We start from the raw sequence: 14,558 nt of genomic DNA, 5'->3' as shown, positions 1-14,558 counted from the left end.
CATCGTACAAGTTCCGAATCAATAGACCTTTAGTAAGAATTATGTATCATAGCGAAAATTCCTTGCCACGATGCAAATCCAATATAGGTCTAGTATAGGAATCGAATTTTTCTTCATCCTCTAATGAAACCCAAGCGACTTCTACTATATCGTCATTATCCGTATTTGACTTGTCTAATGCTAAGTCTCCGCCTACAATTTCGGCCTCATATGTATATTTTCCATTCGAATATAATAATAACTTAACAATTTTGGTTACATACCCTGTCTCTTCTTGAACTTCTCTTATACATGCGCTCTCAGGCGTTTCTCCTTCTTCAATTCCACCACCAGGGTAGTTCCATACGATATCCCCTCGGGCAACGAATTGTCTGACCATTAACACTTCATCATTTCTAGTAATTATTGCTTGAGAAATCATCCTGAGAATCAACTTCTTCCTATAATCAAAATCTACTTGATATCTTTTATTCTGACCGTATGACTGATGATTCGCTTCAATAATGCTTCTTTTTCGTTTTTTTCCACTTGCTTAGTTTTCTCTGATCATGCATATAAACTCTATTTCTCGATCATGAACTTTACTTGTGATCTTGCAATGTTCTACGAAACCATTTTCCCGATAGACACGTATCGCTCTTTCATTAAAGCTTGCCACAACCAGGCGAAACATCTCTTGATTCAAGAGTTGTCTAAGGTAATCCATTCCTTCCTTAACAAAAATCCTTCCCAATCCCTTTCCTGTCTGGGATGGTTCAAGTCCTAACCCAACGTCCATGAGATCAGACCTGTCATAGATCCCAGCGGTGTACCCTCCTGGAACCCTGGCTGAGTTGCCGATACAGAAGAAACCTATTAGCGATTCAATATCCTTATCGTTAAATACGCTATAATAATCGCCATTCATGAGTTCACTCATCATTTCTTCGCTATTGTCAAAATCATAAAAATCATAAGGCTCCTGATATCGCCAATTCATCATACTTTCCGCATGTTTTCTCGTCATCGGTTGAAATAGATAGATCATGATCGTAATCCCCCTTATTCGCACGCTCTACTGTGTTATATCTAGTTACTCTTCACAAATTTACTCATAGGCACTAAATCGCAATAGTCGTTTTCTTGCATTATTATTTGTTTCACACGTCTACCTTCCTCTATAAAACCCATCTTTTGAGTATTTGCATCTTCTTGAATCGCGGACCGGATCATAACTTCTTTGTTATGTTTAGTTACTTTCAGCGTATCGGATACAATCGTCATCATTAAGCCTCCCACGTTTCAATCGAATCCATATAATCCCAGTTTAACATTAATCATGCATTCCCCCAATAAAAATGTATATTAATCACCCAACACAAAAAAAGCCGCATCATCTGCGGCTCTCTCCGTTACTTATCCTATTCTAGCTCTACGTTGTGATACACTTGTTGAACATCCTCAAGATCTTCCAGCGCATCGATCATTTTCTCGAATTGTGCTTGAGAATCTTCAGGCAATGTCACATCGGACTGCGCCAACATCGTTAGCTCAGCAACGGCAAACTCCGTAATGCCAACTTGCTTGAACGCTTCTTGAACGGCATGGAACTGATCGGGATCAGCATATACCATGACTGTCTCGTCCTCTTCGACGACATCACGTACATCGACATCTGCTTCTAACAAGATCTCGATCACTTCGTCGACGGATTTCCCTTCAAGCCCGATAACGGCAGACGCATCGAACATGTAAGCAACGGAGCCATTGACCCCCATGTTACCGCCGTTTTTGTTAAATGCAGAGCGTACTGCAGAAGCTGTACGATTCACGTTATTCGTTAAGGCATCGACAATAACCATCGATCCGTTCGGACCGAAGCCTTCATAGCGCAGCTCTTCATAAGTCTCTTCCGCACTACCCTTTGCTTTATCCAGTGCACGATCGATGATCGCTTTAGGAACGTTGTATGTCTTTGCGCGCTCAAGAACAACTTTTAAGGCGCGGTTCGATTCAGGATCTGGTTCCCCTTTTTTGGCCGCTACATAAATCTCGACCCCAAACTTCGCATATACTCGACTCACGTTTGCATCTTTCGACGCTTTCTTATCCTTGATGTTATTCCACTTACGACCCATGCTGTACCTACTTTCTCAATATCTAATATGTACTTACCATCTATTATAGCGAAAAAAAGCAACTTTCGCATCCCTCTTCGAACAGTACACTTCCCTGTCGAATCATAATACAAAAATCACCTTTATGCAATGAATCACGTCTAAGAACGCTTGCTTGCTTATTCAAATAAACCTTAAATGTCTTTTGCAATATTTCTCAAATAGTGCTCCCTTAAATCCGCCTCATCTTCAAACGGCGAATACACCGTGACAATACGATATGACGTAATCGTCGAGTTCATCCATTGCTGCGGCATTATTTTGCTCATATGATGAGCTTGTCCCGATTTCGTTCCCTCATCACTACTGAATGTCATTCTGCCAATTGTGAGGCCTTGCTTGTCATAGAAATCAATATCGGCTTTCGTCTGTGGAAGATCCGATTTGGTCTCATTAGCGATATCTATACTCAATCTAAAATCACCGTTCTCCAGCTCTTCTGTTCGAGATCCCGTTAATGTCACATCCATATGAACGATCGGATCGTATGGGTCGTCTGTCCATTTACCTCTGCAATGACGGTTCGATCATTAATTCCCGGGGCTACACCAACGAACAATAACGCGAATGTTATCATCAATCCCATGAACATGCACCCTATTATCAATAATTTTTCCATCAAACCACAATCCTTATCTGGAAATATTTCCATAATATACTAAAATGATTATATCTAACTCCCCTCACACTTTCACTACTTTTTTGAACATGATCCAATAAAAAAACCGCACTCCTCAATTTACTAGGAGATACGGTCTCACTTCATCTATAATCCTATTATTTGACGTCGTAACCTTGATCTTCGATCGCTTCTTTAATTTGAGCAGCGGATAATTTGCTTCCGTCGAACTCAACAGATACCGTACCTGCATTTAGATCAACCTTGCCATTCGCACCGATTTGTTTCAAAGCGCCCTCAATCGAATTTACACAATGATTACAAGACATACCTTCAACGTTAAAAGTTTTATTTTCCATGTCGCAGCAGCTCCTTTAGAATCATTTGATGCATCTGCATCGTTTTTATAAATTTAGCATACCCCTCTACCCTATAACTGTCAAGTGAAAAATAGGATTGCCCTTTATCCCTCTTCACTTCCATCGATTCGGGGCTCTCCTCTTCCTAACTGCATTACTTCATTAACTTATTCATCGTCGTCAACAATTCATCGAGCACATCATGATCGCCCTCTTGTATACGCTCGACGATGCAACTCTTCATATGATGCTCAAGCAGCAATTTCCCAACACCGTTCAATGCGGATTGAATGGATGCGATCTGATTCAGCACATCATCACAATACGTATCTTTCTCAATCAAGCCCTTCACACCGCGCACTTGACCTTCAATACGATTCAATCGACTGATGAGATTACTCTTGGTTTTGTCGGAATGATGACTCTTCCGATGGTGTCCCTCTGCACAAGAATCATGTGTTGTCGTACCTTGTTGCTCCATGTGCTCATTCTCCATAATGAATCACTTCCTCTCTGACGTACATCCTCATAATTTCATTTTAGCATAGCCCCCCTACCTATGCAATTCCAACGTATGTACCTTATCGCACCGCTCCATTGGTAGGTTTGAGAACATTAGGAAGAGAAATTTAGATAGATTAATTAATTAGATTGCTTTATAATTGTTATGTTTATTATCATAGGATATTTTTCATAGAAAGGAGAATATGCATGGACAACAAGTTACGAGTTCTCATGAAAGCTACTCGGATTCGCGTGATTCCGGTCATGCTTATTCCCGTACTTCTTGGGGCTCTAGGTGCTTATGTCTGGGAGGGCATATTCCATCCCATTCTACTGCTTATCACGTTGCTCGGCTCTGGTGCAGCGCATTTATTTTCGAATATGATCAATGATCTGTGGGATTATCGCAACGGGGTGGATGAAGCAGCTAAGCAAACCGAAGGCTTGATCACGACGAACTCTGGCTTTCTCACGAACAACATCATCTCCGAACGTATTTTTGCTTCATTAACATGGGGGTTATTCGGAATCGCCGTACTATGTGGTGTTATACTCAGCTTCCTGAGTGGTTGGTGGGTATTCGTACTCGGATTATTCGGCGGTCTCATCGCTTATTTCTACGTTGCGCCTCCACTTAAATTCGGATATCGTGGCAAAGGCTTTAGCGAAATTGCTATCTTATTGTCTTTTGGGATTCTTCCCATTGCTGGAGCCTATTATGTACAGACCGGACATTTCGATTACCGCGCGGTGTTGCTCTCGTTGCCGGTTGGTCTATTAACAACCTTGCTGTTATTCAATCACCATTTCTTGCATTGGCAAGCAGATAAGGCTTCGGGGAAAAATACACTCGTCGTCATATGGGGGGAGGAACGTTCACTCAAGTTCTCAAGATTCCTGATGTTCATGTCATACGGGTCCTTAGTCTTGTGTGTGATCCTGGATATCCTCCCGGTCTATGGACTAGTGGCGCTCATTACCGCCTTGCCCATCTATACTGTATACGGACGACTGGGTAGTACGAATCAGTCCCATACTTATCTTCCACTGATGGGCGCATCCTCCAAAGCAGCCATTCGCTGCGGCGGGATCATGGTGATCTGCTTAATGATTCAAGGGTTAATTCAATCCATATAAATACTGTCAGAAATGAGGAACTACGAATGGAGAAACAACTTATTTTTGGTGATTTTGATACGATTCTATCTGAAGGGAAGGTCTGGAAAATCGGTGGTTTCCCGCTTCCCGACGGTTCCTTCTGGGAATATCGCGAGCCGGATGCGGTCGTGATTGTTCGCAACGGCATTCTCTACGTTCGCGCACCGCTTAGCAAGCAAAATGATAAAATTCAAATTCTGGACAATGCGAAGCATATGTACTATTCCGTAGAACAAGTTGTCGTACCAGAGCAAGGTGAAGTCAGCTTCGAGCTTCAAATTCGTGCGCGTACGCAGAACACGGTACCAGGAGATCTATACGACGGTTATGTATCGCTGAATCTGCTTGATTTTACGACGGGTGCAGCCCTCGATTTCTTTGCAGGTAATGATAAATATGCCAGTGTCTATGCCGTACTTCCTTTCCCTGGCGTTGAAGTACCTAAGATGGATAAGACGCGTTACTTCTGTATTTTCAAGGAAGATACTAACTTCAAGCCTAGAGAATTCAATACGTACAAAATTACGTATAACCGTGCCAAAGACGAGGTCGTCTTCTACCTGAATGGTGAAGAAGTACGCCGTGAGAACGATGTGCCGATTAAATTCAATCAGTTCACGATTGCACTAGGCATTATGACAGAGAAAGATTTAACGCCGGAAGGCAGTGTCTCCATTCATGGTCAGACCGTTATTGCGGAATACTCACCAGTGACTGTAACGATTACGGAATAACAGCGAAGAATTCCCCACTTGTAAAATAGTTCTACTATACACAGACATGCTCCCGTCTTATGATGATGTAGTCACATTCGAACAAAGACAACTTAGATCATTCATAAGAACGGGAGAGACGGATTTATGTTATCTGTACTTGTGAGTATTTTTGCTATTCAAATCGTATATGTTTCATTTTTTACACTCCGGATGATCTTGACGTTAAAAGGTCAACGGTATTGGGCTGCTGGTCTCAGTACACTGGAAATTACCATTTATGTGCTAGGCCTTAACATGGTGCTGCAATACGTGAATCAGCCGATTAGCCTAATCGTCTACGCCCTTGGCTATGGACTAGGTGTTCTCGTCGGTTCATGGATTGAAGAGAAAATCGCTCTCGGATACGTCACACTGAAGGTCATAGTAACGGATGTCCATACAGGACTTCCCAACCAGCTACGAGATCTTGGTTACGGGGTAACTTCTTGGATTGGTGATGGTCGAGATGGTCATCGTCTCATTCTAGAGGTACTCGCGAAGCGTAAAAATCAAACCCAACTATACACCTCCATTCTGGCAAGCGATCCAAAAGCCTTTATCGTAACGATGGAGCCAACCCGATTGCACGGCGGGTTTTGGACACGCACAACACGGAGATAGCTATAGCAAGACAGCAAGAAGCAGCCGATAAATCGGCTGCTTCTTTATCATCTTATCAACCTCATTTCCATTAGATCTTGCGACAAACATAGATCAATTCTTGGCTACCTTCTGTCACCTCCTCCTTACTCCATGAGCCATAACAATGTTCGATTTGAAAAGCATGCTGCTGAATCAACCGTTCCAATTCAAGCGGGAACGTGTACCGGATATGTAAAGACGCCTCCGTTTGTTCGAGGTGATTGGCTCTTCCATAGATGTTCTTCACGATTCTACATGTTAACACCTGCGTCATCGGATTATAAATTTCTTCGTGCTCTTCCACGACTACTTGATTCATCGCATCCCGATAACGTTCCTCATAGTTCTGAATCGAACCAAGTTCTTCGAGATTCGGCACGCGGGTCCCGAAAATAAAGACCCCGTCTTTCTCCAAATGATCATGAATGGCACGGAACATTAGATCCTGCTCAACGTTCGTGAGCACATGCTGGAAAGTATTCCCGACCATGAACATCATCGCGTATGGCTTATTTAACTTGAGCGCTGTCAAATTCATTTCGTAGAATGGGATGTCTAGCTTGTGCTCGTCCGTCTTCGATCTCGCCAATTCCAGCATCTTTGTACATAGATCTACCCCTTCCACTCGGAACCCTTCTATCGCCAGCGGAATCGCGAGTCTACCCGTCCCGCAGCCTAAATCCAAAATGGTACCTTGGACGCGCTCCGCCCATTCATGTACAAGGGAGTAGTCGAGCATGTAGTTCGAATATTTCACATCATAATCATAAGCGCTTTCATAAGTACACTGAACCATTTAACCCTCTCCTAGTAGTTGTTATGTTGTTGCTTCTTTTGACTGAATGATGATGTGTACGATATGCTCTGCCAATTGCGTCATCTGCCTCCCTTGGTTGCTCTGGTCACATGCGCTCCATTTTACACACTGTTCACCTCCATTGAACCGTACTTTGAGGTCATAAAGACTACCTTTCGGACATCTCTAATGATACCAACGCAACAGGATTGGAAAATGTTTCAATACATGAAATATTTATGTCGTTCTGACAACCAGCAAAAAAACATGCAGTTTTTAAAAAGTACATCATAAAAACGATATGATGTATTACAACCACTATCGATACAATGGAACGTAAAGAAGATGGCTCCTGTACAGTACAGAAGCCATCTTCTTCAACCTAGCCTTATTAACTTGTTCTTTACACGTGGTTGGAACCTGCTAAATTGAAGGACGTACTATGCAAGCTTTCGTTTGAATTATTACTTTGGCAGCAGCTAATCCGCTCGATTCCGCAGTTAGACACAGCTCTCCTGTTTGTTTCGTCGATTGGACGATAGCCATGCAAAGCCCGTTGAATGCTTTCCGCTTCCAAACCGCATCGCTTTCGATATATTTATCCGGTTCGTGGCTGCTCGGGTTGCCATTGCCGACACCGATCAACACGCCTGGTCCGGTCACGGTAAATATCACTTCATTGTCGGCAATAGGGACAACTCTGCCAAAATCATCGACCATTTGTACCGTGATGCACGACACATCCTCACCGTCGGCATCGATAGACGAGCGATCAGGGATAAGCTGCAGCGCCGATGGAGCGCCTGTCGTTTCTCTAGTCACGCTAGAGATCTCCTGCCCATTTCGGTATCCTTTGGCCTGAAGAACACCCGGCTCGTACGTTACCATCCAGCTCAAATGTCCCAAATGCGGCATTCGTTGTCGGCCGATGCTGCGACCGTTAAGAAACAGCTCCACTTCCTCGCAATTGCTGAAACAGCGCACGTCGATGTCCTGTCCTTCCTTGCCCGACCAATTCCAATGCGGAAAGAGATGCAGTACCGTCCGATCTGTCCACCAAGACTGATAATAATAGTAGTTGTCTTTCGGAAAACCGCATGTATCCATGATGCCGAATTGCGAGCTGATACACGGCCAACGGTATGGAAGTGGCTCACCTCGATAATCAAATCCGGTCCATACAAAAGCGCCGGCCAAATACGGTCGCTCCGCATAATAGTTCATCCATTCCTCGGCACCGGATCCCCAGTCGGGGAAATTCTCGTCATAAGACGAGACATAGCCTTTCTCCGCATCGTTCGCGTAAATGCCACGGGTACACAGCGTACTTGCTTCTTCGCTGCCGATCATGGGCTGTTGCGGATGATCCTTATGGTATTCATCCAAATTCGCGCCGATTCTCCAATAGTTCCAGCCTCGCACATCTACTACGCCGTTAATCCCTCCGCTTTGTCCACCGTTATTCCCTCCATAGCTGACAAGTCGTGTCGGATCAAGATCGTTTACGATTCGTTTCATCGTCCTTGCAGTGCGGGCGCCAGCATCCGTATCCTGAATCCCGCCCTCTTCGTTGCCAATCGACCACAAAATAATGCTTGGATGGTTGCGGTCGCGTCTAACCAAGCTACGTAATTGATTGTGAATATCCTCGCTGCAGCCCACTTGCCGATGTTCGTCCATGACCAGCATCCCCAATCGGTCACACGCTTCGAGCAACTCCGGCGTCGGCGGATGATGCGATGTCCGGTAAGCGTTGACACCGAGCTCCTTAAGCTTCTCGATCCTGTAATATTGCAGGCGGTCAGGCAGCGCCGTCCCTACGCCGGCATGATCCTGATGGCAGCAGACACCTTGGATTGCAACCCTTCGTCCGTTCAGGAAAAAGCCATGATCCGGATCGAAGCGAATGCTGCGAATACCAAACGATGTTTCATATACATCCGTTGGAGCCTCGCCCACCTTGACTGTCGTAACAAGACGATAGAGGTGGGGCGAATTCAAGTCCCATAGCTGCGGCTGCTGCACACGAACATGCTGGGTGAATTCATGTTCCTTCCACGCCCCGATCAGGCTTGACTCCGACTGCACTTTTGCAACGCAGCGGCCTTCAGCATCATAGATCGCAGACTCGAACGTGCCTGCTGAATCATGATCGCCTTCATTGACAACTGTCGTGTGAAGCGTCAGCTCCGCGAATCCGTCGGCAACTTCCGAAACGACATACGTTCCCAAGTGCGCGACATGCATCGGGTTTGATTTGACCAGCCAAACATGCCGGTAAATGCCGGCCCCTTCATAAAACCATCCCTCCACTTGGCTTGCGTCGGCACGCACGACAAGCACATTCGGTCCGTCGAACCTGACGCAATCGGTAATATCGCAGCGGAAGCTGGTATATCCGCTTTCATGGCGTCCTAAATAATAGCCGTTCAACCAGATCTGACTGTCTCGAAATATGCCATCGAACTCGATGGACAGCCGTTTGCCTTTATCATCTTCAGCAACCGAAAACCGCTTGCGGTACCATCCGATTGAAGTCGCCGGGTTGGGTCTCCCGATCGGTTTATATCCATGATAATCGATGTCATTATCGGACGAATGCTCAAAATCCAGCTCCACCGCCCAATCATGCGGCAGACAGACCTCCCTCCAATCGCTATCATCAAAGTCGGGATGAATAGCGCCCCTTCCTTCAGCTTGTTTGGCAAACGGTTTGCCTTTCCAATAATCGAAGTCGCGCTTGATGTCTGAAGCGTGTCCCAAGGCAAATCTCCAACCGGAATCCATCAACAACCGCTCTCGTAGCGGCTGGTTTACCTCTTGATTCATAGAGCATAACTCTCCTTTTTATCACCAGATCCTCTACCCAACTGTGTTATATCATTTATTGATCGTTAACAAATACTCCGTGCCTGGCTGGATCACAATCGTTTGATGATCAAGCATTGCATTTTCACCTAAGATCCGCTCCATATCCGATGAGCTCTCGACGAAAACGTTGACCTTTGCCGTAAATCCTGTGGGGTTCATCAGCTTCACCGTCATCGTTGCAGGATTGTTGTCAACGACTTCAGCTTCGACGTGATCGATCGCGCAAATGTACCCCGTATCCGATTGGATGTACACACCTGGAACTTCAAAATACGTAAGCATGCAGGAAACTTCGCACCAGCATGAACCGCCTGCCACCTCACCAATATTTTCTTTTCCTTCCCAATCGCTCAGATTGACCCGTTCTCCCATCCAGCCCGGAGGCGAGTACGCCGTTCCATTGCGATTGCCACCCCAGGATATACGGAGCGGCCGATCCTCTCTGGACATATATTGCGGCAGGTTATGCGCGATATCCTGGAGCAATTCCAGGTAGAATTCATTCGCTGTAGCACGGTACAGCTTAAATAAGGATGCTCCCGAAAATGTGCATATTCCCGGCGCCGCATGCTTATTCTGCACACTTGCCCAGACCGCACCAGTTGAACGCAAATCGAGCTTACGAAATTCCGTTTCTTCAGCATATTCGTAATCGTACGATACAACCCATGTCGCGCATAGTTTGGCCGTTTCTTCCGCCATACCCAGCCACTTGCGGTCGCCAGTTACTTCAAACAACACAACATAAGACTCCAACAGCGCAAACGCCGATTCACTGTCCGGGCATTGGCATATTTCCCCCGGCGCGCCCGTCGTAACGCCTTGCTTCATGAAATGATCATAATAATATTGCCCTGCAAGCTCCGCTATAGCAGCGTAATCCGGACGGTTAAAATATTGTCCTGCCAATGCCAGACCCGCAGTTGCGATCCCCGCACTAGCGCTGCCGCCGATGATAATTTCTTCCTTGTCCAGATCCACGAACTGGCCGAATTGACCGTATTCGTTCCACAGCCGAACAAACGCGTCGCAGGCCCGGATCAACCCTTCTTTCCAACTGTCCGTGATCGGTTCGCCTAATTTATTCAACAGCATCAGCTGTTTTGCCATGAAGTACAGGACATCCGCATTTTTGCGCAGCAGCACAATCGAATTTTCATCATGACGACGGAAAGCGTCGCCCAGTCGATTTCCCTTGCAAAAAATACCGTAAAAAAATCCTGAAGGCGCCTGAATCGTATCGAATAAGAAATTCAAAGTTTTAATCGATCGTTCCTTGGATAATCCGTTTCCGATGCCAAGCATCGGGTACGTGTTGATCGCGCCTCCGACCCATCCGGTTTGCCATTCGCCAAACACAGGATCCGGCGAAGTCGATGACCGGTAAAACTCGAAGTCACGCTGCCAATTGTCTCGGTTATATTTCTCCTCTAATATATCCCAAGAGGCTGAGAATGGAATTTCATGCCTTAGCTCTGCTGGACCGGTCAAATCTTTCCGAATCTTCGAGAAATAATCGAACAACGACGGAATATCAGGACAGTCGAAAACATAAAGTCTGAACTTGATTGTTACCTCGTCTTGTTCATGAAAATTGTATCCGCGGTCATCGGATGGCTCTTTCGTATTACACATACTGTATTTACTGCTTCGAACCGCAGGAGCACAAATCGAAATCATCGCTTCCGAGCGGTCGCCACTCTCTTCTACGGTCAAGCCGGAATCACCGACAGCCGTTCCTTGATGTGTCAACAACAGTAAACCTTTATTCTGTTGATGTAGAAAACAGCCGACAGCCGGTGTAGCTAAGTCTCCCGTTCGTAATTCGATTTTCGATGGTCCTTCATTCAAGTTAAGTCTCGGCACATCTGTGATTATGGTCGGAATGTCAACACCTATCTCATCTTCAAGCTCCAGCATGGGTGGGTATTCTTGCTCACTTACCCGAAAACGGTTGCCGTTGTAAGCGGCCGCAGGCATCAGCAGGTAGTTGTCCTGCGACCAATGGTCCAGCATCAAACCAACCGATACACTCGCTTCGTTTACACTCCCCTGTATCACCTTAAACGTTACTTCGCAATCGATCGCATCTTCATTGGATTTAACTCTGTTCCACGAATAAACGACATTCAACAACGAATCATCCAGCATAAGCTGTTGTTCATCGTTGGATTCGTCCCATGCACATGTCGCCGATCGGATCGGATTGGCTCCATCATATTGGGTCAACTTGAAAGCGATTGGGTAGCCGATTCCGTTTATCATTCAGGTGTAACCCCCACCACTTCATTTTTTGCTTCTACCGTCTCCGGCTCTCCCCAAGCCAATATTTTCACGCTAACAGACGGTTTTGGATCTCCTTCAAATTTGCAACTGAAGGAGACCGTTTGCCCTCCGTTACGGATGATAGGCGCATCCGCCGACGCTTGCACCGTCTGTAGTAAATTCCAGTTTTGATCATATATTTTTCCGGTTCGCCCGCCATCGCACACAAGATATTGATTCGACTTGATTTCCGTATCGAATGTCATATAGACGCCGCTTGTATACACTGTAGGCCGTTTCACGGAAGCATCTTCGTTGCCGTACGACGGCATCACGCGCAAGACAAACTTCAGCGGTTGATCGGCATATTTATTGAAATAAGTCCAGTCGGCCCCTCCGGGTTGGCCTGGCTGCAGCTCAGCTGGATTGCAGACAAGCGGCTTCGAGACGTGAACCGGATGCAGGTTCCAACGACCGTCGTCAACCGGTTCCAAGTGCCAATCGCCCTTCGGTTCACGCAGCCGTTCGCGCTGCTCAGGTGTAAACGCTCCGGCCCGCCGCGCCTTCTCCCATTCGCGCACCGTCGCCAGCAGCGCCTCGATATTGCCGTTACGCCTAAGTACCGCCGTATCGGCGACCAGCGCAAAGCCCGCGCCGAATCCGGCCGCCTTCGACAGCACCCATTCGATTTCGTCCGGTGCCGTCGCTTCGAACCGGTCGGAAGCAGAACGGATGAGAAACCATCCTAGCATCGGCGGAATGAAGTTGCGGGCAAAATAACGCTGGTTGCTGAGCCGCCACTCGAGTTGGCCTTCACGCGTTGCCGCGCCCCAAGGCTCTCCCCAATTGAAGCGTGTGAAGACATGCCACGAATAGTTCGAGACGACGATGCTCGCATCATTGATCACTTCTTCGCCCCAACCGTCGTAGCACATCTTGACGAACCGGTTGACACCGTAAGCCTCATGCCCTGTAGCATACAAGCCTTCCAATCCATCGAACGAAATCTGCTTCATACCGGTCGTTCGGAACAGTTCAGCGATCCGTCTGCTATAGTCATCCTGCAGCTCGATATTCGGGAAAAAGACGTCGTACGGGTGATCCCATAACCGGCCGATTGCCGCGCCCGCCTGATGTTCAGCGACATTCGTACCGTTCGCGCCGCGCCGTACGCCGAGCAGTTTCCAAGGCGCTCTTTCGGTCACAGCTTCGTATTCAATCAGCTCGCTGCCCATTTTCGCCGAACGCCGGAACAAATTCGCCGTGAACGGCGCAGGGTCGCTCACCTCAATCTCCTGCTCCTCCATATCGATCGCCGCGACCAATTGAGCCTTTCCGGCCATTTGCAGCCGCTCGTCCGGTACCGGCATCACATATGGATCGTTCAGCGTCGTAAAGTTGGAAAGAGTATGTACGCCGACATGTACGCCATCGCGTTCTGCCAACTCAACGCACGCTTTCAACCCTTCGTCGCCGTTCGGAAAGCTGTTCGGCTTCAGCGTAAAATGACCCCACTGTCCGAACGGGTCTGGGTGGTACACATAGCTCAAACCGGCCATCTTCGTATACCGCACCGCATCCGTTATCGTCTCTTCCGTAAAGTCGGTGATCAAATACGATTGATTCGCCGCCGGGGACATTTTGCCCCACACCCCTTCAATCATCGGATGCGGGAGTCCTTCGCCAAGTTCGATCGCTTCAATCGTCGTAAGCACCCGGTCGACCGCGCAGCCGAATAAGGCGATCTTGGTTCCGACGATTTGCGCGTCGTCGCCGGTAAGCGGTTCGACATCAACGTCTGGCAAGTTCCATACCGGCCGCCTAGCTGCATGGGTGCGATTTCTTGCATAAGCTTGCAGCATGCTCCCATCGATTGTCGGCCACGCCCCACAGACGTCATATTCGAACTTGTTATCGGATGGCTGCTGGCTGTCAGGATCCGGATTTCCCTCATTCGAATACTTTGGCTGGACGTATTCCATTCTGTCGAGCTCGACAGGCCATCCGCCAATGGTCTTCATATTCAACACCTGAATGCCGATAGCATATGTTCCGTTATGTACGACACCTACCGACTCTCCAATCGATCCAGCAACCGTCGTGGCATAAGGACCCCAAATGACGGTATCGATATCGCCATCAACACGTTGCACTTCGAATGTCGCATAAAGCCCTTTTTCTTCGATCACAACATCTACTGTCGCACCACATTGAGCAAACTTAAACTTGACCATACCAGATGCCGAATCAAATTCAACTTGCGACGGCATCTCCGTTCGACCATGCGCGACAACCCGAATCAGCGTTGACAGATGCATTGCTGATTCATATCGATTGCCGGTTGTCGTATCGGTCAGACCAACTAGATTACCTTGTTCGTTCATTTGAATCATCAGATTTCCCGCCGAAATGTTTACCATTTGAGTCTCATCT

Annotated in this window: 15 protein-coding genes; 3 read left to right on the top strand and 12 right to left on the bottom strand. The window is 46.9% G+C overall.

The window, feature by feature from the left end:
- Positions 1–46 precede the first annotated feature (46 nt).
- The 8 genes from AC3WU2_RS19540 to AC3WU2_RS19505 form a co-directional block, all read right to left on the bottom strand.
- A complete protein-coding gene (locus AC3WU2_RS19540) occupies positions 47–421 on the bottom strand; it encodes an NUDIX hydrolase (protein ID WP_492456739.1) in 375 nt (124 codons plus the stop codon).
- A gap of 111 nt (positions 422–532) precedes the next feature.
- Positions 533–1,027: a GNAT family N-acetyltransferase gene (locus tag AC3WU2_RS19535; RefSeq protein ID WP_492456738.1), complete on the bottom strand. Its 495-nt coding sequence runs from the start codon at positions 1,025–1,027 to the stop codon at positions 533–535.
- 41 nt (positions 1,028–1,068) lie between these two features.
- Positions 1,069–1,266, bottom strand: a complete 198-nt coding sequence (locus AC3WU2_RS19530; protein ID WP_492456737.1) for a hypothetical protein — start codon at positions 1,264–1,266, stop codon at positions 1,069–1,071.
- 134 nt (positions 1,267–1,400) lie between these two features.
- Positions 1,401–2,117, bottom strand: a complete 717-nt coding sequence (locus AC3WU2_RS19525; RefSeq protein ID WP_018755726.1) for a YebC/PmpR family DNA-binding transcriptional regulator — start codon at positions 2,115–2,117, stop codon at positions 1,401–1,403.
- Positions 2,118–2,290: 173 nt separating this feature from the next.
- Positions 2,291–2,569 (bottom strand): hypothetical protein, encoded by a 279-nt coding sequence (locus AC3WU2_RS19520; RefSeq protein ID WP_492456736.1) that lies wholly within the window; start codon positions 2,567–2,569, stop codon positions 2,291–2,293.
- A gap of 47 nt (positions 2,570–2,616) precedes the next feature.
- Complete coding sequence (locus AC3WU2_RS19515) at positions 2,617–2,742, bottom strand: hypothetical protein (protein WP_492456735.1); 126 nt, start codon at positions 2,740–2,742, stop codon at positions 2,617–2,619.
- 191 nt (positions 2,743–2,933) lie between these two features.
- Positions 2,934–3,134 (bottom strand): copper ion binding protein, encoded by a 201-nt coding sequence (locus AC3WU2_RS19510; RefSeq protein ID WP_018755725.1) that lies wholly within the window; start codon positions 3,132–3,134, stop codon positions 2,934–2,936.
- Positions 3,135–3,288: 154 nt separating this feature from the next.
- A complete protein-coding gene (locus AC3WU2_RS19505; RefSeq protein ID WP_018755723.1) occupies positions 3,289–3,630 on the bottom strand; it encodes a metal-sensitive transcriptional regulator in 342 nt (113 codons plus the stop codon).
- 215 nt (positions 3,631–3,845) lie between these two features.
- On the opposite strand from AC3WU2_RS19505, the gene AC3WU2_RS19500 reads away from it, so the two are divergent.
- From AC3WU2_RS19500 to AC3WU2_RS19490, 3 genes are all read left to right on the top strand, one after another.
- On the top strand, positions 3,846–4,775 hold the full coding sequence (locus tag AC3WU2_RS19500; RefSeq protein ID WP_492456734.1) for a prenyltransferase: 930 nt from the start codon (positions 3,846–3,848) through the stop codon (positions 4,773–4,775).
- A 26-nt stretch (positions 4,776–4,801) separates the two neighbouring features.
- A complete protein-coding gene (locus AC3WU2_RS19495) occupies positions 4,802–5,530 on the top strand; it encodes a DUF6081 family protein (RefSeq protein ID WP_492456733.1) in 729 nt (242 codons plus the stop codon).
- A 126-nt stretch (positions 5,531–5,656) separates the two neighbouring features.
- On the top strand, positions 5,657–6,172 hold the full coding sequence (locus tag AC3WU2_RS19490; protein ID WP_018755718.1) for a DUF2179 domain-containing protein: 516 nt from the start codon (positions 5,657–5,659) through the stop codon (positions 6,170–6,172).
- Positions 6,173–6,242: 70 nt separating this feature from the next.
- Here the strand turns inward: AC3WU2_RS19490 and AC3WU2_RS19485 are convergent, their stop codons facing one another.
- The 4 genes from AC3WU2_RS19485 to AC3WU2_RS19470 all read right to left on the bottom strand — a co-directional run bounded on the left by AC3WU2_RS19485 (position 6,243) and on the right by AC3WU2_RS19470 (position 14,545).
- Positions 6,243–6,989 (bottom strand): class I SAM-dependent DNA methyltransferase, encoded by a 747-nt coding sequence (locus AC3WU2_RS19485; protein WP_492456732.1) that lies wholly within the window; start codon positions 6,987–6,989, stop codon positions 6,243–6,245.
- Positions 6,990–7,412: 423 nt separating this feature from the next.
- The gene (galA, locus tag AC3WU2_RS19480; RefSeq protein ID WP_492456731.1) at positions 7,413–9,818 is read right to left on the bottom strand and encodes a beta-galactosidase GalA; all 2,406 of its coding nucleotides are present in this window, start codon (positions 9,816–9,818) and stop codon (positions 7,413–7,415) included.
- A 51-nt stretch (positions 9,819–9,869) separates the two neighbouring features.
- A complete protein-coding gene (locus AC3WU2_RS19475; protein WP_492456730.1) occupies positions 9,870–12,125 on the bottom strand; it encodes a hypothetical protein in 2,256 nt (751 codons plus the stop codon).
- Entirely contained in the window at positions 12,122–14,545 is a 2,424-nt protein-coding gene (locus tag AC3WU2_RS19470) for a hypothetical protein (protein ID WP_492456729.1), read from the bottom strand. The genes AC3WU2_RS19475 and AC3WU2_RS19470 overlap by 4 nt, the downstream gene beginning before the upstream one ends.
- Positions 14,546–14,558: the final 13 nt, after the last annotated feature.

This window comes from Paenibacillus sp. EB106-05-06-XG162 (assembly GCF_058791655.1).
The sequence above is the reverse complement of the archived record's forward strand: the minus strand, read 5'-3'. Positions and strand labels throughout refer to the sequence as shown.